The 20,438-nt window shown below is 61.7% G+C and carries 20 protein-coding genes, 3 tRNA genes and 1 riboswitch; of the genes, 10 read left to right on the forward strand and 13 right to left on the reverse strand.

The genetic code is table 11. The features are described from left to right. Positions 1–342 (reverse strand): hypothetical protein (locus EKH49_RS16590; protein ID WP_161567518.1); only part of this gene is annotated, 342 nt, incomplete at its 3' end. Between the two features lie 308 nt (positions 343–650). On the opposite strand from EKH49_RS16590, the gene EKH49_RS12360 reads away from it, so the two are divergent. Further along, positions 651–2,543, forward strand: a complete 1,893-nt coding sequence (locus tag EKH49_RS12360) for a DEAD/DEAH box helicase (protein ID WP_128471168.1) — start codon at positions 651–653, stop codon at positions 2,541–2,543. Between the two features lie 90 nt (positions 2,544–2,633). On the opposite strand, the gene thiC is transcribed toward EKH49_RS12360, so the two are convergent. Both thiC and EKH49_RS12370 read right to left on the reverse strand, forming a co-directional pair. Then, on the reverse strand, positions 2,634–4,376 hold the full coding sequence (gene thiC / locus EKH49_RS12365) for a phosphomethylpyrimidine synthase ThiC (protein WP_128471093.1): 1,743 nt from the start codon (positions 4,374–4,376) through the stop codon (positions 2,634–2,636). After that, positions 4,373–4,480: riboswitch (TPP riboswitch) on the reverse strand. (Overlaps the previous gene by 4 nt.) A gap of 276 nt (positions 4,481–4,756) precedes the next feature. Further along, positions 4,757–4,828, reverse strand: a tRNA-Thr gene (locus tag EKH49_RS12370). A 530-nt stretch (positions 4,829–5,358) separates the two neighbouring features. Between EKH49_RS12370 and EKH49_RS12375 the strand changes: the two genes are divergently transcribed. Beyond that, positions 5,359–5,430: transfer RNA gene (locus tag EKH49_RS12375), tRNA-Thr, on the forward strand. 47 nt (positions 5,431–5,477) lie between these two features. Next, a tRNA-Met gene (locus tag EKH49_RS12380) sits at positions 5,478–5,554 on the forward strand. A gap of 92 nt (positions 5,555–5,646) precedes the next feature. Here EKH49_RS12380 and EKH49_RS12385 read toward each other — a convergent pair. Further along, positions 5,647–6,423, reverse strand: a complete 777-nt coding sequence (locus EKH49_RS12385) for a GTP pyrophosphokinase (protein WP_236641146.1) — start codon at positions 6,421–6,423, stop codon at positions 5,647–5,649. A 239-nt stretch (positions 6,424–6,662) separates the two neighbouring features. On the opposite strand from EKH49_RS12385, the gene EKH49_RS12390 reads away from it, so the two are divergent. From EKH49_RS12390 to EKH49_RS12420, 7 genes are all read left to right on the forward strand, one after another. Then, a complete protein-coding gene (locus EKH49_RS12390) occupies positions 6,663–7,604 on the forward strand; it encodes a DUF2797 domain-containing protein (protein WP_128471094.1) in 942 nt (313 codons plus the stop codon). Between the two features lie 84 nt (positions 7,605–7,688). Continuing rightward, a complete protein-coding gene (locus EKH49_RS12395) occupies positions 7,689–7,964 on the forward strand; it encodes a hypothetical protein (RefSeq protein WP_128471095.1) in 276 nt (91 codons plus the stop codon). Positions 7,965–8,064: 100 nt separating this feature from the next. Further along, a complete protein-coding gene (locus EKH49_RS12400) occupies positions 8,065–8,511 on the forward strand; it encodes an FAS1-like dehydratase domain-containing protein (RefSeq protein ID WP_128471096.1) in 447 nt (148 codons plus the stop codon). 2 nt (positions 8,512–8,513) lie between these two features. Then, a complete protein-coding gene (locus EKH49_RS12405; protein WP_128471097.1) occupies positions 8,514–8,954 on the forward strand; it encodes a MaoC family dehydratase in 441 nt (146 codons plus the stop codon). A 2-nt stretch (positions 8,955–8,956) separates the two neighbouring features. Then, the gene (locus EKH49_RS12410) at positions 8,957–10,159 is read left to right on the forward strand and encodes an MFS transporter (protein ID WP_128471098.1); all 1,203 of its coding nucleotides are present in this window, start codon (positions 8,957–8,959) and stop codon (positions 10,157–10,159) included. 53 nt (positions 10,160–10,212) lie between these two features. Continuing rightward, positions 10,213–11,274 (forward strand): UDP-N-acetylmuramate dehydrogenase, encoded by a 1,062-nt coding sequence (locus EKH49_RS12415; RefSeq protein ID WP_128471099.1) that lies wholly within the window; start codon positions 10,213–10,215, stop codon positions 11,272–11,274. Between the two features lie 43 nt (positions 11,275–11,317). Next, the gene (locus EKH49_RS12420) at positions 11,318–11,842 is read left to right on the forward strand and encodes a GNAT family N-acetyltransferase (protein WP_128471100.1); all 525 of its coding nucleotides are present in this window, start codon (positions 11,318–11,320) and stop codon (positions 11,840–11,842) included. Between the two features lie 84 nt (positions 11,843–11,926). On the opposite strand, the gene asd is transcribed toward EKH49_RS12420, so the two are convergent. The 9 genes from asd to EKH49_RS12465 form a co-directional block, all read right to left on the reverse strand. Then, complete coding sequence (gene asd, locus EKH49_RS12425) at positions 11,927–13,045, reverse strand: aspartate-semialdehyde dehydrogenase (RefSeq protein WP_128471101.1); 1,119 nt, start codon at positions 13,043–13,045, stop codon at positions 11,927–11,929. A 112-nt stretch (positions 13,046–13,157) separates the two neighbouring features. After that, positions 13,158–13,385: an NF038396 family protein gene (locus EKH49_RS12430; protein ID WP_038992232.1), complete on the reverse strand. Its 228-nt coding sequence runs from the start codon at positions 13,383–13,385 to the stop codon at positions 13,158–13,160. Positions 13,386–13,392: 7 nt separating this feature from the next. After that, positions 13,393–13,968 (reverse strand): dihydrofolate reductase, encoded by a 576-nt coding sequence (locus EKH49_RS12435; RefSeq protein ID WP_128471102.1) that lies wholly within the window; start codon positions 13,966–13,968, stop codon positions 13,393–13,395. Further along, the gene (locus EKH49_RS12440) at positions 13,965–14,774 is read right to left on the reverse strand and encodes a thymidylate synthase (protein WP_128471170.1); all 810 of its coding nucleotides are present in this window, start codon (positions 14,772–14,774) and stop codon (positions 13,965–13,967) included. The genes EKH49_RS12435 and EKH49_RS12440 overlap by 4 nt, the downstream gene beginning before the upstream one ends. A gap of 109 nt (positions 14,775–14,883) precedes the next feature. Beyond that, positions 14,884–15,216: a GNAT family N-acetyltransferase gene (locus EKH49_RS12445; protein ID WP_066140787.1), complete on the reverse strand. Its 333-nt coding sequence runs from the start codon at positions 15,214–15,216 to the stop codon at positions 14,884–14,886. A 139-nt stretch (positions 15,217–15,355) separates the two neighbouring features. After that, positions 15,356–16,363, reverse strand: a complete 1,008-nt coding sequence (locus EKH49_RS12450) for an NUDIX hydrolase (RefSeq protein WP_236641147.1) — start codon at positions 16,361–16,363, stop codon at positions 15,356–15,358. Next, positions 16,363–18,579, reverse strand: a complete 2,217-nt coding sequence (locus tag EKH49_RS12455; RefSeq protein WP_128471103.1) for an RNA degradosome polyphosphate kinase — start codon at positions 18,577–18,579, stop codon at positions 16,363–16,365. Before EKH49_RS12455 ends, EKH49_RS12450 begins: the two co-directional genes overlap by 1 nt. 84 nt (positions 18,580–18,663) lie before the next feature. After that, the gene (mshD, locus tag EKH49_RS12460) at positions 18,664–19,620 is read right to left on the reverse strand and encodes a mycothiol synthase (RefSeq protein WP_066140780.1); all 957 of its coding nucleotides are present in this window, start codon (positions 19,618–19,620) and stop codon (positions 18,664–18,666) included. A gap of 52 nt (positions 19,621–19,672) precedes the next feature. Further along, on the reverse strand, positions 19,673–20,341 hold the full coding sequence (locus EKH49_RS12465; protein WP_128471104.1) for a winged helix-turn-helix domain-containing protein: 669 nt from the start codon (positions 20,339–20,341) through the stop codon (positions 19,673–19,675). Positions 20,342–20,438: the final 97 nt, after the last annotated feature.

Genomic DNA, 20,438 nt, shown 5'->3' on the forward strand with positions numbered 1-20,438 from the left:
CACGCTGAACATGATGATGGCGGCCAGCAGCGAATAGCGTCCGAACCGCAGCAGCAGCGGCAGTGCGGCAATCAGCCCCAGCCAGGACAGCTGGGCGCGCGCTGCCCGGTCGCCGGTGAACAGCCGGTATCCCAGCACGCCGCAGGCGATGCCCGCTGCGGCGAAAAAGACCATCAGCGCAATGCTGCCGAAATCCAGTGTGGAATCCTGGCTCTGCTCATAGGCCAGGAAGCCGCCGAAGCCGAGAAAAAGCACTCCGGCCAACAGCCAGAGCAACTGGGCGACGAACAACCCGCCGGGGGTGGGCTCATCGGGACGTCGTGGAAAAAGTGGTCTCTTCACGTGCTTAACCCTACGTGCTCTGGCGCGGTGCCCGATCTCACACGGCTTCGGCACTGACAACTCAGGGCCGTTCAAGCTAGCATTAAGTGTTCGCGAACATCAGGGTATCCCTCTCGCATCCAGCCCAATTTTTGAGGCTGGAGCCTTCTCGTGTTGTATTTTCCGCAAAGTGTGTGCGGGTCTTTATGTCATAGGGGAGCGCTTGATGAGCGTGACTTGTATCTGACTGTGCAGCCTATACGTCGTTTCTTTGGGGACGGCCAAGGCCTATCCCCAAACGAATGAGGTAATTCTTCGTGTCTTCTGACATGCCCGTAAACACCAACGACAACCAGACCCCGGAAGAGCCAACCGTGCTCTTCTCCGAGCTTGGCCTGGATGCCCGCGTGCTTGCATCGCTTGCCGACCTTGGCTACGAGAAGCCATCGCCAATCCAGGCAGCGACCATTCCACTGCTCCTCGAAGGCCGCGACGTGGTCGGCCTGGCCCAGACCGGTACCGGCAAGACCGCTGCTTTCGCACTGCCTGCCCTGTCCCGCATGGCCGAACTGGCTGACACCAACGGTCCAGCCAAGACCCCGCAGATCCTGGTCCTGGCTCCAACCCGCGAACTTGCCCTCCAGGTCGCCGAGGCCTTCACCTCCTACGCCAAGTACCTGCCGAACTTCACCGTTCTGCCAGTGTACGGCGGCTCCCCATACGGCCCGCAGCTCAACGGCCTGCGCCGTGGCGCACAGGTAGTCGTGGGCACCCCAGGCCGCGTGATCGACCATATCAATAAGGGTTCCCTCGACCTGTCGAACCTGCAGTACGTGGTGCTGGACGAGGCCGACGAAATGCTGCGCATGGGCTTCGCCGAAGAGGTCGACAAGATCCTGGAAGCGACTCCGGAAGAGAAGCAGGTTGCCCTGTTCTCGGCCACCATGCCGCGCACCATCCGCCGCATCGCCTCTGAATACCTGCGCAACCCGCAGGAAGTTGCCGTGAAGTCCAAGCAGACCACCGGCACCAACATCACCCAGCGCTTCCTTCAGGTCATGGGCGCGCACAAGCTTGATGCCATGACCCGCATCCTCGAATCCGAGGAATTCGACGGCGTGATCACCTTCGTGCGCACCAAGATGGCTACCGAAGACCTGGCCGACAAGCTCAAGGCCCGCGGCTTCACCGCCGCCGCCATCAACGGCGACATCCCGCAGCAGCAGCGCGAGCGCACCGTGGAGAACCTGCGCTCGGGCAAGATCGACATCCTGGTGGCTACCGACGTGGCAGCCCGCGGCCTGGACGTCGAGCGAATTTCGCACGTGATCAACTTCGACATCCCGCATGACACCGAGTCCTACGTGCACCGCATCGGCCGCACCGGCCGTGCCGGCCGCAAGGGCGACGCAATCCTGTTCATGACCCCGCGCGAGAAGTACCTGCTGCGTGCCATCGAGAAGGCGACCCGCCAGCCGGTGACCCAGATGCAGCTGCCGTCGCTGGATTCGGTCAACGACCGCCGCATCCAGAAGTTCACCGACCGCATCGACAAGACCATCAGCGGCCAGGACCTGACTACTTTCCGCGAGATCGTGGAGAAGTTCGCTGCCGAGCACGAGGACCTGGACCACCTGGAAATCGCGGCTGCACTGGCTTTGATGGCCCAGGGCGGACGCCCGCTGCTGATGACCGAGCCGGTCATGTCGCCTGCGAAGAAGGCCCGCATGGATCGCCCGGAGCGTGGCGAACGCGGTGAGCGCGGTCCACGTGCCCGCAAGACCGCTGCCGAGGGCAACGCCATGTACCGTCTGGCAGTTGGCCGCCGCAACCGCGTGCAGCCAGGCTCGATCGTTGGCGCACTGGCCAACGAGGGCGGCTTCGATTCTTCGGAAATCGGCGGCATCGACATCCGTTCGGACCACACCCTGGTGGAGCTGCCAGCAGAGCTGAGCAAGGACCAGTGGCGTGCACTGTCCAAGACCCGCATCGGCGGCGAAGCCATTGATCTCCAGCTCGACAATGGCCGCAGCCCGCGCCGTGACGACGATGGCGACCGCGGTGGTTTCCGTGGCAGCCGTGGCGGCTACGGTGGTGGACGTGGCGGCCGTGGTGGATTCGGTGGCGGACGCAATGGCGGACGTGGCGGATTCGGCGGCGGACGCGGCGGCAAGGACCGCTACAGCGATTCGAACCGCAGCGGTGGACGTCGCGACTACTAAGCCTGCAGCGCACAGCTGAATAGCACTGGATAACGCCCTTGGGGCAAGCCGAAAGCTTGCCCCAAGGGCGTTTTCGCATGCCCGGGCTAATTACTCGGCAGGGGTCCCGACGGGGATCTCGTCCCCGAGATAGACCGTGCCCCCGCTTTCCAGGAACTGCCTGCTTTTCTGCGCCATCCCGGCCAATGCCGCCTGCGCCTCGGCCGAGCCGTATTCGTCGCGGATATCCTGGGAAATGCGCATGGAGCAGAATTTCGGCCCGCACATGGAACAGAAGTGGGCAGTCTTCGCAGGCTCGGCCGGCAGCGTCTCGTCATGGAATTCCTGCGCGGTGACCGGATCGAGGGACAACGCGAACTGGTCATTCCAGCGGAATTCGAAGCGAGCCTTGCTCAGCGCATCATCCCGTGCCGTGGCACCCGGATGCCCCTTGGCCAGATCTGCCGCGTGCGCCGCGATCTTGTAGGTGATCACCCCGGTCTTCACGTCATCCCGGTTGGGCAGCCCCAGATGCTCCTTGGGGGTGACATAGCAGAGCATCGCGGTACCGTAGCGGGCAATCTCCGTGGCGCCGATGGCGCTGGTGATGTGGTCGTAGCCCGGCGCGATATCGGTAACCAGCGGGCCCAGGGTGTAGAACGGGGCCCCGTCGCACAATTCCTGCTGGCGCTCCACATTCTCGCGCACCAGATGGAAGGGGATATGCCCCGGTCCCTCGACCATCACCTGCACATCATAGTGCCAGGCGCGCTTGGTCAGCTCGGCCAGCGTGTCCAGCTCGGCGAATTGCGCTGCGTCGTTCGCATCCGCGATGGAGCCCGGGCGCAGCCCGTCGCCCAGCGAGAAGGCCACGTCGTACTGCGCGAAGATCTCGCACAGCTCATCGAAGTGGGTGTAGAGGAAATTCTCCTGGTGGTGCGCCAGGCACCAGCCGGCCATGATGGACCCGCCGCGCGAAACCATGCCGGTCACCCGGTTGGCGGTCAGCGGGATGTAGCGCAGCAGCACGCCGGCGTGGATGGTCATGTAGTCCACGCCCTGCTCGCACTGCTCGATGACCGTGTCGCGGAAGATCTCCCAGGTCAGCTTGTTGGCTTCGCCATTGACCTTCTCCAGCGCTTGGTAGATCGGCACGGTGCCGATGGGCACGGGGGAGTTGCGGATGATCCATTCTCGGGTGGTGTGGATGTCATCTCCGGTGGACAGGTCCATCACCGTGTCGGCGCCCCATTTGGCGGCCCACTGGAGCTTGGAGACCTCTTCTGCGATGGAGCTGGTCACCGCCGAGTTGCCGATATTCGCATTGATCTTGACCAGGAACGCCTTGCCGATGATCATCGGCTCGGATTCCGGATGGTTGATGTTCGCCGGGATGATGGCTCGTCCGGCCGCGAGCTCGCTGCGCACCAGCTCGACATCGCATTCCTCGCGCAGTGCCACATAGCGCATTTCCGGGGTGATTATCCCGGCGCGCGCATAGTGCATTTGCGTCACGCGGGCTCCGCCAAGGGCCCGCAGCGGAGGGGCTGAACGTCCAGCCCATTCCGCGCTGGCCGTGCCGCGGCGGACCGCCGAGCGCCCGTCGTCGTGCAGATTGCGCTCGCGGCCTGCATAAGCCTCCACATCCCCGCGCTCCAGGATCCATTGCTCGCGGAAGGGCGGCAAGCCCTGGGTCGGTTCGCTTCCCGGTCCGCTGGTCCGATACACGGACAGCGGCTCGTTGGGCTTTCCATTGGGAGAGTCTGCCAGATGGATCTGCGTGACGGGAACAGAAATTCCCGCAGATTCGCGGTAGGCAAGGGTGTGGGCAGGGTGCTGTTCAAATTGTTCCACTGGGGAAACTCACTTCCTTCGCCGGCATTACCCGGACAGGTTCAACGGTCGCGGACGGCGATAGCCCGATCTCAGCCCTTGCCAGGGCACCCGTGTGGTCGCGAACAACTTAGCACGCTTGGGAGGAGGAAACGCAAATCCAGTGGTCAGAACGGTGACATCAATTCAGGATGCGGGCAATGGCCCGGCGGCAGGAGCTAGCTTGTACAAGCGATCAGCCTCTTGCAGCGCGAATCGGGAATCTGGGGAAGATGGCGTGGCAGAAAGCTGGCGAAGCAGCGCGGGCGAAGGCTGAGGGGATGGCCGCGCCATGGGGCACTAAGAGCGGCAGATAAACGAAAAGAGAAGCAATCTGGAATCAGATTGCTTCTCTCATTGCGAGCCCCCTGCCGGAATCGATCCGGCGACCTCGTTCTTACCAAGAACGCGCTCTACCACTGAGCTAAGGGGGCAACAGGTAAATACTTTACACAGGTTTTCGAGGTTTGCAAAATCCCCCGGGGATTTGTTGCTGACGTCACAATATTCCTAATCAAGACGGAAATGGGAGTCGGGTTGCCTAGGTGAATTCCGTGCGCGTGAGAGCTTGCTTCATGCCTCCTGGATTACTTTCGCGGCGCGTTGTGGCGACTCCGCGCACCGGATGCCAGATGTCCTTCCAGGCAATCCATAATCCCAGGGTCGAGGGACTGGGGGAGTTGAGCCTCCTGTGTTTTACGGGGGAGATCTGTGGTTCTGCCACGAGGGAAAGTGTCGCGGGATTTTATCCTGCGCGTCTGGGCGAATCCGTGATTGACCACAAGGGACACCTCAGTGAGAATCGTCACCCGAGCACCTTTTGTCCCAGTCTTCGTCCTTGAAGATCTAGGGTGAGTGGCTAATCTCAATTTGACTAGTAGTTTTATGGAAATTTCGGGGTGTTTTCCAGGTTGGTTTACCGATTTTTCTTTGCCGGGAAATGCGTGTAGAGTATTTACTCGTTGCCCCCTTAGCTCAGTGGTAGAGCGCGTTCTTGGTAAGAACGAGGTCGCCGGATCGATTCCGGCAGGGGGCTCTGAGTGAGAAGCTTTCTTGGCTTCTACTGGATTGTTTCTCACTTGTGGCGGCGTAGCTCAGCTGGTTAGAGCGCACGACTCATAATCGTGAGGTCCCGGGATCGAGTCCCGGCGCCGCTACCAAATCAAAGATCCTCGGCTTCGGCTGAGGATCTTTTTTGGTTTCCGGCTTCGAAGCGGTCTTCAGGGACCCGTCGTTTCAAAGCCAATAACGCTTAGTTGTCCGCACCCTTTTCAGGGCTCCTTGTGCTGGCTTGCTGTGCCAGCGAGAGCAGTCCCTGGAAGGCCTTCGTATCGAAATTCGTCTCTTGTCCTGCTGCATCATTGGCATCATGGCCGTGTACTTCGGTATGCAAGCGTTGCATTTGCATATCGAGTTTCGTTGCAACAGCTGCCGCATCGGCGAGCTCCTGTACTAGATGTTCTGGAACCGCCCCCTCGTACTTGTAGAAAATTTTATGCTCCAGGCTTGCCCAGAAATCCTGGGCGATCGTGCGGATTTGCAACTCCACTACAACGTCGACAGGGCCGTCGGATAAGAAGACCGGAATCTGCACAATCGCATGGACACTTTTATAGCCGCTTGGCTTCGGGTTCTTGATGTAATCCTTGATCTGGATGACCTTCAAGTCATTTTGAGCGGTCAAGGTGTTCAGGACCTTATAGATGTCCTTGACGAAACTGCAGGTAATGCGCACACCCGCAATATCGCTGATGTTCTCGCGTATGGCAGTAAGGGACGGTGCGATGGCCCGGCGGGCAACCTTGCGCATGATGCTCTCCGGAGTTTTCACCCGGGAGCTGACGTGCTCGATTGGATTGTATTTGTGCAAGTACAAGAACTCTTCACGCAAGATCGAGACCTTGGTCAGCACTTCGTCCACCGCAAACTGGTATTCCATCATGAAGCGCTGGAAATCGTGATGGAAGGCCTTCGTCAATCGCTGCAACTCGGCCGGGGACGGGGTAGTTCCAGCAGCCGTGATTGCCACTGCACGCGTCTCGTCATCAAATGGGACTGAAATCCTGGATCACCTCAACAGATTGTGGCCCGGCCCGCGGTACGTTTCCGGTGCAGTTTCAGCCTAAGGGCATCTCCTAAGAATTAGACCAGAACCAAACGGGAATTCGTCCAGCTAACTTTCGGACTTTGCGAATCGGCCAACCTGCCCACCGGACCTGCCCCTCTGCAGTGAACTATCGTTGGAGGTGAAACTTCAGAAAGGTCCTGATGGAATTCGCTTCAGCTACCCGGCAGCTATGCCACGGCATCAGCTTCGCAGAACACGAACCCGCCCCGATGCTCCGGCTGCGGACCGGCGAAACCTGGGGCACCGAGTACCTGGAAGCGGGGCGTTCACTGGCCCTGGAGATCGGAGAACTGAAGTTCTGCCTGGGCTACATCACGATGAACGCCGACGGCTCGCGCAATACGCTGCCGTGCCCCAAGAACAAGGCCTTGCGCACCGGCACCCAATGCGAGAGCTGCCGCCGGCTGGACCAGTCGAAGTTCATGCACCATTTCCACAAGACCGGCGAAGCCCCCGAAGGCCTGCGCAAGTACCTGGAACAGCCGCACTTCTTGTATATCGCCAGCTTCGCCCACGGAGCGACCAAGGTCGGCACCACGTCGGCCCAGAGCAAATGGACACGGCTGGCGCAGCAGGGCGCAGTCATTGCGCGCTATGTCGCCCGCGCCACTGACGGGGCGGCCATCCGGGTGCTCGAAGACCTCGTCACCGAGCATGTGGGCCTGAGCCAGCAGGTGCGGCAGAAGTCCAAGGTCAAGGGCTTGGCCAGCTGGGAACTGGACTACGCCCAGCTTGATCAGATCAACGCCGACGCGGCAGGCCGGGCCAGGGACTTCCTCGGCGCGCAGCGCGGCCTGGAGACCTTTGGCGTGCAATTGCGCGACGAGCTGTGGGAGCAGCCGGCCTTCGCCCGCCCGGTCATTGGCGCCTGGGATGCGCATGCGCTGCATGCCTGGACCACGACCCTGCCCGGAAGCACCGTGAACCTGCGCATCCGTGGCGTGCTGGGACAGAGCATCCTCGCCGACAGCGGCGATGGCACCACCCTGCGCTTGCTGGATGCCTCCGAGCTGAAAACCCGCGCGGTCGCTGTGATGGAGCAACGCGGGGACTTCAAGGAAGAGCAATCCGCCCTGTTCTGAGGCCGGAGCGCTGTCGGGGGAGTCACGCGGAAATGCCACGGCGGCAATGGGCGCTCCCGGCCCGGGCTGAACTAGACTTGAGCCATGACCAACACTCCTTGGGAATCCGCCTCGCCCCGCTACAAGAAGCTCGTCTTCGCCGCCATGGGCATCATGGGCGTGGGCATCATCCTGGCCATCATCGGCGCCAACATTCCGTCCCTGCCCACGGTCTACATCGCGATCGGCATCATGGTCATCGGCATGCTCTGCCACATCGCCAGCCTGGTCGTCCGGGCCAAGGACGCACGCCAGTGGCGCATCGACAACGGCCTCGCCGCGCCACAGGCCAACAAGCGCCCCGCCGACCGGCAGAACTAGGCTCCCGCAAGAATTCCACAGTGTGGCCGGGCAGCTGCGCCCGGATTTCGTATCCAGCGGCACCACGCCCGGCCACGTACAACAACGTTCAGGAGAACCCATGGGTATCAACCCCGACCTGGTAGGGCGCATCTACCCTGCCGGCGAGTCCTACCTGGTAGGCCGCGAGAAGATCCGCGAATTCGCCGCCGCCACCAAAGCCGCCAACCGGGCGCACTACGACGTGCAGGCAGCCCGCGAGCTGGGCTACAGCGACGTTGTCGCCCCGCCGACCTTCGCAATCATTATCGCCCAGCGGGCCGACGCGCAGCTGATCTCCGACCCGGCCAGCGGCATCGACTTCTCCCGCGTGGTGCATGCCGACCAGCGCTTCACCCACCACCGACCGATCGTGGCCGGCGATGAACTGCTCGCCGAGCTCTACGTGGACCAGATCCGCGAGATGGGCGCCGGCGCGATGATCACCACCCGCGCCGAAATCACCACCGCGGCCGGCGAGAAGATCGCCACCACCGTTTCATCGCTACTGGTACGAGCTGAGGACTAAGCGTGATTGAATTCGAAAGCCTCGAAAAGGGACAGGTCATTGGCTCGCACACGGTGCAGGTCAACCGCGCGGACCTGGTTCGCTATGCCGGAGCCTCGGGCGACTTCAACCCGATCCACTGGAATGAGCGCTTCGCCAAGGAGGTGGAACTGCCTTCGGTGATCGCCCATGGCATGTTCACCATGGGTTCGGTCATCGACCTGGTCTCGCAGTGGGTAGGGAACCCGGGCGCCATCATCGACTACCAGACCCGCTTCACCAAGCCGGTCGTCGTCGAGGACCCGGAAGGCTCCAACCCATCGGAGCATGAAGGCACCACCATCTCGGTGGAAGGCAAGGTCGGCGCCTTGGACGCCGAAGCCCGCACCGCCCGCATCGACCTGGCAGTTTCGGCCGATGGAGCCAAGGTGCTGCTCAAGTGCCAGGCAGTGGTGCAGCTCTAGGCATGCAGCTTCCAGGTGATGCGCAGCGGCCGGCAACCCAGTGGCGCAATGCGCTGATGGCCGCCTATCTGGCCAGCGGCCTGCTGATCTCGGCACTGGTCTCGCGCTTGCCAGCGGTGCGCGACGCCCTGGCGCTGGACCACGCCAGTGTCGGCCTGCTGCTGCTGTGCCTGAGCGCAGGGTCCTTCCTGTCCGTGTCGGTCTCGGGGCAGCTGGTCCTGCGGCTGGGCGCCACCAGCGTCATGCGCATCGCCGCGACTCTGGCCGCCGGCTCGCTGATCCTCGTCGGCGTCGGTGCCGGGATCTTCGGCAGCGCCGTCATCTGCGGCATCTTCCTCTTCGCCCAGGGACTGGGCACCGCCTCTTGGAATGTCGCCTCCAACGTCCAAGGCGCGGCCATGGAACGGGCTCTGGGCAAGAGCATCATGCCTGCCCTGCACGGCTTCTTCTCCATTGGCACGGTAATCGGCGCCGGCGCCGGCGCGCTGGGCGCACGCCTGCAGGTCCCGCTGCAGTACCACTATGGCTTCATGGGCCTTCTCATCATCGCCACGGTGCTGTTCAGCGCACGATTCTACGGCGAAGACTTCAGCCGGACCCCGCGCACCAGCAGCAACGGGTCCTCGCTGAAGAAGGCCTGGACCGAACCGCAGACCGTGCTCCTGGGCGTGCTGGTGCTGGGCATGGCCCTGGCCGAAGGCGCTGCCGGAGACTGGGTGGCCATGGCGCTGGTGGACGGATACCAGACGAAGGAAGGCATGGGAGCCATCGGCTACGGCGTCTTCGTGACCGCCATGACCCTGACCCGCCTGCTCTCCGGCGATTTGATCCTGCGGATGGGCAGGGTTTTCATGATCCGTGCCAGCGCCATCAGCGCGCTGGTTGGCGTGCTGCTCTTCGCCTTCGGCAACAATCTGCCCCTGGCCTTCGTGGCCTTGGCCATCTGGGGCATGGGCGTGGCCCTGACCTTCCCGTTGGCCATGAGCGCTGCCTCGGATGATCCGGTGCATGCGGCGACCCGCGTCTCGGTAGTGTCCACCATCGGCTACGGCGCGTTCCTCGGCGGCCCGCCACTGCTGGGCCTGCTGGCCGAAGTCATCGGGCTGCTGCCGGCCCTGGGCTCCATCTCCATCCTGGTGGTTGTGGCCTTCTGCCTGTCCTCGAATGCCGCCGGAAGCCGTGCCGGCGGCGAGCCCAAGGCCTAGCACGCGCCCCTGGCCGCAGACCATCGTCCTCATACCGAAAGTAAACTGAAGCAATGCTGAAGAACCTGACCACGACCCGCGTCGGCGGGCCAGCCCAGCATATGGTGACCGCAACCAGCGAAGCCGAACTGGCGCACGCCGTAGCCGCAGCCGATGCCGCTGGGCAGGACGTCCTGCTCATTGGCGGGGGCTCCAACCTAGTGATCTCAGATGACGGCTTCCCGGGCGTTGCCGTGCAGATAGCCACCCGTGGACTGCACCTTGACGAGCAGCCGAATGGCAAGGTGCTGCTGCGTGCCGCCGCCGGCGAGAACTGGGACGCGACCGTTGAATACAGCCTGGCTGAAGGGTTGAGCGGGCTGGAAGCGCTCTCGGGCATCCCTGGATGCACCGGTGCCACCCCGGTGCAGAACGTCGGTGCCTACGGTGCAGACGTGTCCCAGACGCTGGCCTGGGTGCGCGCCTATGACCGCGAGAGCGACCAGGTGCTCAAGCTGGATAACGCCGAGCTTGGATTCGCCTACCGGGATTCGCTCATCAAGCGCACCAGCACCAATGGGTCCCCGCGCTACGTGGTCCTGGAAGTGGCGTTCCTGCTGGCCCGCGAGAACGAATCGGCTCCGATCCGCTATGCAGAGCTGGCCCGCCGGCTCGGGGTTGAAGCGGGAGACCGCGCCAACGCGCTTCAAGTGCGCCAAACAGTGCTCGAATTGCGCCGTTCCAAGGGCATGGTCTTTGATATCAAGGACGCCGACTCGCATTCCACCGGTTCCTTCTTCACCAACCCCATCGTTGAATCCAGCGTCCTGGACAAGCTTCCGCCGAACGCCCCGAACTACCCGGTGGAACAGGCCGGCTTCGTGAAGCTGTCCGCTGCGTGGCTTATCGACCAGGCCGGTTTCTCCAAGGGCTACGGCTTGGAGGGGACCGGCGGATTCGCGCTCGCCGATGGCCGCGCCTCGCTGTCCACCAAGCACACGCTGGCCATCACCAACCGCGGGGAAGCCACTGCCCAGGACATTCTGGCCATCGCCCGCTCAGTACGTGCCGGCGTGCAGGAACGTTTTGGAATTGAACTGGTCAACGAGCCGTTGCTGATTGGCGAAGTGCTCTAGGTGAAATGCTTCCCGGCGGTTGCCGGGGCAAGGAAGGAATGCCGTGGCGGAAGTATCCCTGCGAAAGCTCTGTCCAGCAGATATCGACCTGCTGGAGGTGAACTTCCAATCCGTCCAGGGCGCCGGCGAAGCCCAATGGTTCGGCTTCTGGGATACCAGCAAGCTGCGCAACCGCGTGGCCCAAGACCAGATGATCGGCAGCGCTGACGGTGCGCTGGCAGTTTGCCTGGGAGAGCAGGTCATCGGCAAAGCCGATTGGTTCACCGTCACGTCGTGGGGCCGGGCCAACACCTCTGCCTGCTGGGAAATCGCCATCGGCATCTTTGCCGAGTTCCGCGGCCAGGGCCTTGGCACCCGAGCGCAGGAGTTGCTTGTCGATTACTTGTTCTCCCATTACCCGCGCCATCGGATCCAGGCCACGACAGCCGCTGAAAACCTGGCCGAGCAGAGGTGCCTGGCGAAGCTGGGGTTCACCCGCGAGGGTGTCATCCGCCAAGCCCAGTGGCGGGCCGGTGCGTGGCATGACCAGCTGATCTATTCGGTGCTCAGGAACGAGTGGGCCCACTAGCGCTCACCTGCAGGGAAATGGCAAACAGCCCGGAACAGAAATTCTGTTCCGGGCTGTTTGCCATGGTTTGCGCTTCAGGGATGGCTAGAGGCGGCCCTGGGCGATAGCGAGCATGCGGCGCAGCGGTTCCGCTGCGCCCCACAGCAGCTGGTCGCCGACGGTGAAGGCCGAGATGTATTCCGGGCCCATTTCCAGCTTGCGGATGCGGCCCACCGGGATGTCCAAGGTGCCTGAAGCCGCGACAGGAGTCAGCTGATCCATGGTCGCTTCCTTCTCGTTCGGGATGACCTTGGCCCACTCGTTGTCGGCTGCCAGCAGCGACTCGATTTCGGAGACCGGCAGGTCTTCCTTCAGCTTCAGCGTCAGCGCCTGCGAGTGCGAGCGCATGGCGCCAATGCGGACGCACAGTCCGTCCATGATGATCTGCTTGTCGCCGGAAGTCTGCAGGATCTTGTTGGTCTCAACGCCTGCTTTCCATTCCTCGCGGGACTGGCCGTTGCCCAGATCCGCGTCGATCCATGGGATCAGCGAGCCGCCCAGCGGTACGCCGAACTGGGAAGCGTCGAGGTTTCCGCGCTGGGTTTCCAGGACCTTGCGGTCGATTTCCAGGATGGCGCTGGCCGGATCAGCCAGTTCGCTGCCCACCGATGCGTTGATGTCGCCGAACTGGGTGAGCAGTTCGCGCATGTGGCGGGCTCCGCCGCCGGAAGCGGCCTGGTAGGTCATCGCGGTGCCCCACTCGACCAGGTTGTTCTTGAACAACCCGCCCAAGCCCATGAGCATGCACGAGACGGTGCAGTTGCCGCCGATGTAGTCCCTGGTGCCAGCGGCCAGGGATTCATCGATCACCGAACGGTTGACCGGATCCAGGACGATGACCGAATCATCGTTCATGCGCAGCGAGGATGCGGCATCGATCCACAGGCCATCCCAGCCGGACTTGCGCAGCTCTGTGTGGACCTTGGTTGTGTAGTCGCCACCCTGGGCGGTGACGATAATCGGCAACTTCGACAGCGTGTCAATGTCGAACGCGTCCTGCAGCGGGCCGGCGCCCTCAGCGAATGCCGGGGCGTTGCCGCCAGCATTGGAAGTCGAGAAAAATACCGGGTCGATCTGGGCAAAATCGCCCTCGTCGAGCATGCGCTGCATCAGCACGGATCCAACCATGCCTCGGTAACCTACAAAACCAACAGATGAAGTCATGTCTCCATGGTAGGTGCGATGATCGGGCAGAGCCCGGTTCGTTACAAGAGTTAAAGCAGAATCACACCCAAGCCCCAGCAGGGTTCAGGTGTGATTCGGTACAGCGAAAGTTTTACTTTTCCTCAAGCAGCAGCTTGCGGTTCTTGATCGCCCACATCGCCGAGAAGATGAAGATCTGCGTGGGAACCAGCAACAGGATCAGTCCGAAAATCTTGTGGCCGCCCAGAACCATGAAGAAGCCGAGTACGGCCACTACCAATGCCAGCAGCGGGAAGAGCATGTATCCGAGAATGAAGAGTGCCTCGGGGTGCTGCTTGAGCTCTCCGATGTATTTTTTCATGGTCGTTCTAGTCCTTTTGGCGAAGCCAGGTTTCAAAGCGGTAGCGGGTACCGGTGGAGGAAGCATGCCAGCGGGCAGCTTCCGAATCTTGGGATGGATCGCAAGCGCCGAGAGCGAAGTCGGCGGTGAGCGACGGCGCGGAGGTATCTCCTTCGGGGGAGACATCAAGCTTGGTGACCACTGCGAGGTCCAGCAGGTCCAGTGCCTGTGCGTAGACCTTGCCGCCGCCAATGATCCAGACTTCTTCGCCGCCTTCGCTGCGCTGTGCCAGGGCAATGGCTTCTTCCAGGCTAGAGACGGGAACTGCGCCATCCTTGCGCAGTTGCCCATGTGCATCGGCCTGAGTGGTCAGCACGATGTTGGTGCGGCCTGGCAGGGGGCGGAACTTCGCCGGTAAAGAATTCCATGTGGCGCGGCCCATGATTACCGGATGGCCTGCCGTGGTGCGCTTGAAGTGGGCCAGATCCTCGGGAACATGCCATGGCATGGCGCCGCCAGCGCCAATGATGCCGTTCTCGGCTTGGGTCCAAATGGCGCCAATCAGCGGTTGCACCTCGTGCGCGTGGCGCGGATTGCGGGTCATACGGCTACGGTGCCCTTGATGGTGGGGTGGTGCTGGTAGTCGTTGACGCTGAAGTCTTCCAGCGTGTAGTCGAAGATCGACTTTGGCTTGGAATTGAAGCTGAGCGTCGGGTATGGGTAAGGATCGCGGGAGAGCTGCTCCTGGACCTGTTCCAAGTGGTTGGTATAGATGTGCACGTCGCCGCCGGTCCAGATGAACTCGCCTGGTTCCAGGTCCAGCTGGTGCGCCAGCATGCGGGTGAGCAGGGCATAGGAGGCGATATTGAAGGGCACGCCCAGGAACATGTCTGCGCTGCGCTGGTAGAGCTGGCAGGAGAGCTTGCCATCGGCGACGTAGAACTGGAAGAACACGTGGCATGGCGGCAACGCCATGTTGTGGATTTCTGCGACGTTCCACGCCGAGACGATATGGCGGCGGGAGTCGGGATTATTGCGCAACGAGTCGACCAGCTGGGAAATCTGGTCAATGTGGCCGCCTTCGGGAGTTGGCCAGCTGCGCCATTGGACGCCGTAGACCGGGCCGAGTTCACCGTGCTCATCAGCCCATTCGTTCCAGATGCGAACGCCTTGGTCCTGCAGCCACTTCACGTTGGATTCGCCGCGCAGGAACCACAGGAGCTCGGCAGCCACAGACTTGAAGTGCACCCGTTTGGTGGTGATCAGCGGGAAAGAATCCTTCAGATCGAAGCGGATCTGGCGGCCGAATACCGACAGGGTTCCGGTTCCGGTGCGGTCTTCCTTGGAGGCGCCGTTTTCCAGCACGTCTCGAAGCAGATCTTCATAGGGGGTCGCGATTGAACTCGTCATCATACCTGTCGTGCTGGTGGTCGGCGCTGGCTTATTCACACGTTCCAGTTTAGATCACTCGGGATGCTGCCGGAACAAGGCGCAAGGATGACCCTGCTCGCATTCGAGGCTAGCTGGCGGAAACCACCATGTCGTTGTATTCCGGGTAGCGGTGCAGGTAGTCCTGGACGTAGCTGCATTCGGGAATGATCTTCAGCCCTTCGTCGCGGAACTTGTCCAGAACCAGGGTCACCAGGGCACGAGCATATCCGCGGCGGCCGAATTCCTCATTGACGATGGTGTGCTGAATCGTGGCGATCCCGTCTTCTTCGTGGTAGCCGAGGAAGCCGACGAAAGTGGAACCGTGCCACAGAGAATAGCGGCCACGGCTCGCGTCGTGATCCAGACGCAGGCCATGGTGCACAATCTTCTCGACTGGCTGGTGCGGCTGCTTGGCAGTCATGGCATTACCTCATTCTCGGCTGTGACGTGTGTCCTATTTACAGTCTTATCCCTAATCGGAGCCAGATGCAACGGGTTGCGCCAAGCCATGAGAGAACACCTATGCACGGCATGCATTGGACGGGCAGCGGCCGCTGAGGCTAGTCGTGGTACGGCGTGTGGATCTCGAATGAGACAATGCGCGGCTTGCCGGCTTGGACCTGCTGTGCAACGATCAAGGATCCTGGTTCCAAATAGGGATCTTGATCCGGCAGCGCCTGGGCCAGTTCAGCGGTGGAGTTCTTTGCGAGAACCTCCAGCACGAAAGGCAGCACCGGCCGATGGGTGCAAATCACCTGGGAACGGTACTTGTCGAACAGCTTCTGCACGGCCTTGCGGGCTCGCTCCGGCTTGCGCGTGGCGGCATGTTCGGTCAGTGCCTTGATGCTCTTGAGGTTCAACGCGTGCAAGGCTGCGTAGGGCGTAATCGTCTGTACGCAACGCATCCACGGCGAAGAAGCCACGTGCATAGGCTTCCACGCTTCGAGCATCCGCGAAACAGCCTGCGCTTGGCGCCGTCCGGTCGCCGCCAGCGGGCGGTCGCCCTCGGCGCGCGTCCATTTGCCACGCGGCTTGGCCTTGGCATGGCGGACGATCAGCACCGGGTGCGTATCGAGCACGCCAGCGTCATGGGCCCGCACCAGGTCGTCCAGCGGCTGGTTGTCGGTGGCCGCGGACAGCATCCCGGCAGCTTTCTTGGGGCTGACCCAGCGCGTCTCGTCGCATTCTGCGCCGTCGGGTTCGAGCACCGTCTGCGGATCGGTCTTGGCCGCCCAGTAGTAGACGACCTTGGTTTTCTGCCCGACTGTGTAGGCAGTGGCCGAAAGCGGGATGCCCAAGGTTATGCGCAACCCGATTTCCTCGCGGACCTCGCGCAACGCGCACTCTGCGATGGATTCGCCCTGGTCCAGCTTTCCCTTGGGCCAGGACCAGTCGTCGTACTTGGGACGGTGGATCAAGAGAACTTGCAGTTTGCCGTCCTTCAGCCTCCAGGGGATCGCCCCGGCAGCCACGATGTCGTATTCGCCAAGGCGGATTTCCTCGGCGTCTGAGGATCGGATGATGTCACGAGCCCTGGTGCGGGTATCGCGCAGCTCTGATTCGTTCACTAGCTGTTACGTCCACTGTTCCGTCGGCGGGCATGTTCTTCTACTAGCCAGAACTGGACATCGGAGAGCGGCTTGCCATCCTCGTCCTGGTAATGGCGGATCCATTCTCCATCGGAGTTCAAGTGCCAGGAAGCGGTCTTGTCATCCATGTAGCGGGCCAGCAGTGTGATCATGCGATCGATGTCTTCCGGGTTGCGCAGCGAAACCAGGGCTTCCACGCGCCGGTCCAGGTTGCGGTGCATCATGTCGGCGGAGCCGATGTACACCAGTGGATCTCCGCCATTTTCAAACATGAACACGCGGCTGTGCTCAAGGAAACGGCCAAGGATGGAACGCACTTCGATGTTCTCGCTCAGTCCGGGGACACCCGGGCGCAGGGCGCAGATGCCGCGAACAATGACTTCCACCTTGACGCCTGACTGGCTGGCCCGATACAGCGCATCGATGATGGCTTCATCCACGATCGAGTTGACCTTGATGACGACCTTCGCCGGCTTGCCCGCGGTGGCGTTGACGATTTCCTTCTCGATGTGCGCCAGCAGTCCGGTGCGTACCGAACGCGGAGCAACCAGCAAGCGGTTGTATGTCGAGCGCGGGGCGTAGCCCGAGAGCTGGTTGAAGAGCTTGGAGATATCCTCGCCAACCTCGTCGTCGCAGGTGAGCAAGCCGAAATCCTCGTAGTAGCGCGCGGTGCGCGGGTGGTAGTTTCCGGTGCCGATATGGCAGTAGCGGCGCAGCTTGTCGCCTTCGCGGCGAACCACCAGGGAGAGCTTGGAGTGGGTTTTCAGGCCAACGATGCCGTAGACCACGTGCACTCCGGCCTGCTCCAGCTTGCGAGCCCAGGAGATGTTGGCCTGCTCATCGAAGCGCGCCTTGATTTCTACCAGGGCCAGGACCTGCTTGCCGGCTTCTGCCGCGTCGATCAGCGCATCGACAATTGGCGAGTCGCCGCTGGTGCGGTACAGGGTCTGCTTGATGGCCATGACCTTCGGGTCAGCTGCGGCCTGTTCCAAGAAGGCCTGCACGCTGGTGGAGAAGGAATCGTAGGGATGGTGAAGCAGGATGTCGCGGCGGCGTACGGCCGCGAACACATTGGCGGCCTTGGCAGTTTCCGATTCGTTCAGGTAGTTGGAAGTATGGCCGACATGCTTGGTGTAGTGCAGCTCGGAACGATCCAGCGACGCGATGACCCCGAGGCCGCGCAGGTCCAACGGCGTGGGAAGCTTGAAGACCTCGTCCTCTTCCACACCTAGTTCGCGGGTGAGCAGTTCCATGATTTCGGGGTTGATGTCATCGGCGACCTCCAGGCGAACCGGTGGACCGAAGCGGCGGCGCAGCAATTCCTTCTCCAGCGCCTGCAGCAGGTTTTCTGCATCGTCTTCTTCAACTTCCAGGTCTTCGTTGCGGGTCACGCGGAAGAAGTGGTGCTCAACGATTTCCATGCCGGGGAACAGCAGCTCCAGGTGTACCGCGATGAGCGCTTCGAGCGGGATGAAGCGGGCGGTGCGCAGCGACGAGTGCGCAGCGCGGGTGCCGTCGATGCTGATCAGGCGGGCGATGGTGTCCGGCACCTTCAAGCGGGCGAAGAGTTCTTTGCCGGTCAATGGGTTGCGGACTACCACGGCCAAGTTCAGCGAGAGGCCGGAGATGTAGGGGAACGGGTGGGCGGGGTCAACGGCCAGCGGGGTGAGTATCGGGAACACCTGGGAAACGAACCATTTGGAAAGCAGTTCTCGTTCGGAGGCCGAAAGGTCTTCCCATGTGGTGATGCGGATCCCTTGCTTGGTCAAATCCGGGTAGACCGAGTCGGCGAAGACCTTGGCGTGGCGGGTCTGCAGTGCGTGGGCCGAGGAGAGCAGCAGCTCCAGCTGGTCTACCGGGTTCATGCCGTTTGCCGCTGGCACTGCCAGTCCTGCGTGGATGCGGCGCTTCAGCCCGGCAACGCGAACCATGAAGAACTCATCGAGGTTCGAGGCGAAGATGGACAGGAAGTTCACGCGTTCCAGCAATGGCAGATCGGTGTCTTCGGCCAGTTCCAGGACACGGGCGTTGAAGTGCAGCCAGCTGAGCTCGCGGTCAAGGAAACGTTCATTTTTGAATCCGCCATCAGGATGCAAGTCCGGCAACGAATCGGCAGGTTCTATGCGGTCCTCGTTGACTTTCGAAGAAGGGACATCGCGTAGTTGAGTACCAGTTTCCTTGGGGTAGCTATTCATCTGCTGAACTCACTTCTTTCCTGCAAGTGGACGCTAAAGACACCGCTAGTGGCAGTCCCGAAATAATCGGAACTGCCGATACCCCTAGTCTATCTTCTGCGGACCGTACATGATGTCGGCATCCCAAAGTGTGAAGCCCAGCGAGCGGTAGAGCTTCACCGCTGCCTCATTATCGGCATCGACGTACAGGATCACCGCATCAACGCCCAATTCAAGCAGGTAGTTGACGCCGGTGGTGGTCAAGGAACGGCCCAAGCCCAGTCCCTGCGCCTCGGGAACCACCCCGACAACATAGACTTCGCCGGTGGGACGTGCCGCGTCAGCGGAGGCAGGATGGATCTTGGTCCAGTGGTAGGCGAGCAGATTCTCCTCCGCATCGAATGCGAGGAAGAAACCGGTTGGATCGAACCAGTCCTCGGACATGCGTGCTTCGAGGTCGTCAAGGGTCAGCGAGCCCTGCTCGGGATGGTGGGCGAAGGACTTGGCGTTGGCTTCCAGCCACTGCGGCTCATCCTCGCCAACGCGGAACGTGCGAACCGTGATGCGGCGGTCAATCGGGGATTCTTCCAAATAATCGGTGCCTTCGCGGCGCATCCGGAACAGCTCGCGTACGCGGTTCAGTCCTACGCCGGCGGCCAGCTTCTTGGCCGCCTCGTGGTCGCCGTGCGCCCACGCCTGGATTTGCGAGAGGTCCAGCAGCTCGCCGAGCTTGCCCAACAGGGCGCGGCCAATACCGGCCCGACGATGCTCAGGGTGGACCACCAGTTCCAGGACCCAAGGGTGCTCCTCGGATTCCCGAACCGCGACAGCCACACCGGCCAACGTGGAATCCGCACCTTCACCAGCTTCAGCGAGCAGTGCAATTAGATTTCCGTTTGATTCATCGGCTGCCAAGGCCACCAGGGTCTGATCGCTCAACGGCGGATTGCCATCGGCTTCCTGCGCATCGAGTGCTAGCTGGCGCACGTCGGACAGTACCCGTTCATCAAGCTCACCCGGGACGTGCTGAATGGAAACAGTGTTCTGTGGCAGTTCGCTCATGCATTTCACGATAGTCGCAAGATGTGGGAAGTGGGTAGGAGTTATCCGAAAGTTATGATTCGGCGTGGAAGCGGTAGCCGACGTTGCGCACCGTTCCAATGAGCTGCTCATGATCGGTGCCGAGTTTCGCGCGCAAACGGCGCACATGCACGTCAACGGTACGGGTGCCGCCGTAGTAGTCGTAGCCCCACACCTCATGCAGCAGCTGCTCGCGGGTGAAGACTCGACCGGGAAACTGCGCGAGGTACTTGAGCAGCTCAAACTCTTTGTATGTCAGGTCCAGCATGCGGTTATCGATACGGGCGGTGTAGCTCAACTCATCGATGCGCAGGCCCGAAGAGCTTTCGGGCTCGACCTGCGCCGGGGCAGGCGCCGATGCGCCTGAGAGCATCAGACGGATGCGTGCATCAAGTTCGGCAGGAATCGCGGAAGGCAGCAGGAAATCCGTCGCGTGCCAGTCCGAATTCAAAATGCCCAGTGCGCCCTCGCTGACAACCAGCAGCAAGGGGAGATTCAAGTTGGCGTGCAAGAGCTGTGCCAAAGAGCGAGCCGGAATCAGATCGGTGCGGGCATCGAGAATGAGCGCATCGCATTCCGGGAGTTGGCTCAGCGACTCTGTGGTTGCAGGGAAGAATGAAATCTCGTGCATCAACAGTTCAAGTGCCGGAAGAACTTCAGCGGCATTTTCGGCATGATTACTTAGGAGCAGTAGGTGAGCCAATCGGTCTGCCTCCTGCCAGATAGTTGCGAAAAAATCACTTTTACGTGTCACAGTATAAGGAATGAATCAGTTGAAGCACGCATGTGAACACGCAAGT

The organism is Glutamicibacter sp. HZAU (assembly GCF_004100365.1).
Taxonomy (GTDB): Bacteria; Actinomycetota; Actinomycetes; order Actinomycetales; family Micrococcaceae; genus Glutamicibacter; species Glutamicibacter nicotianae.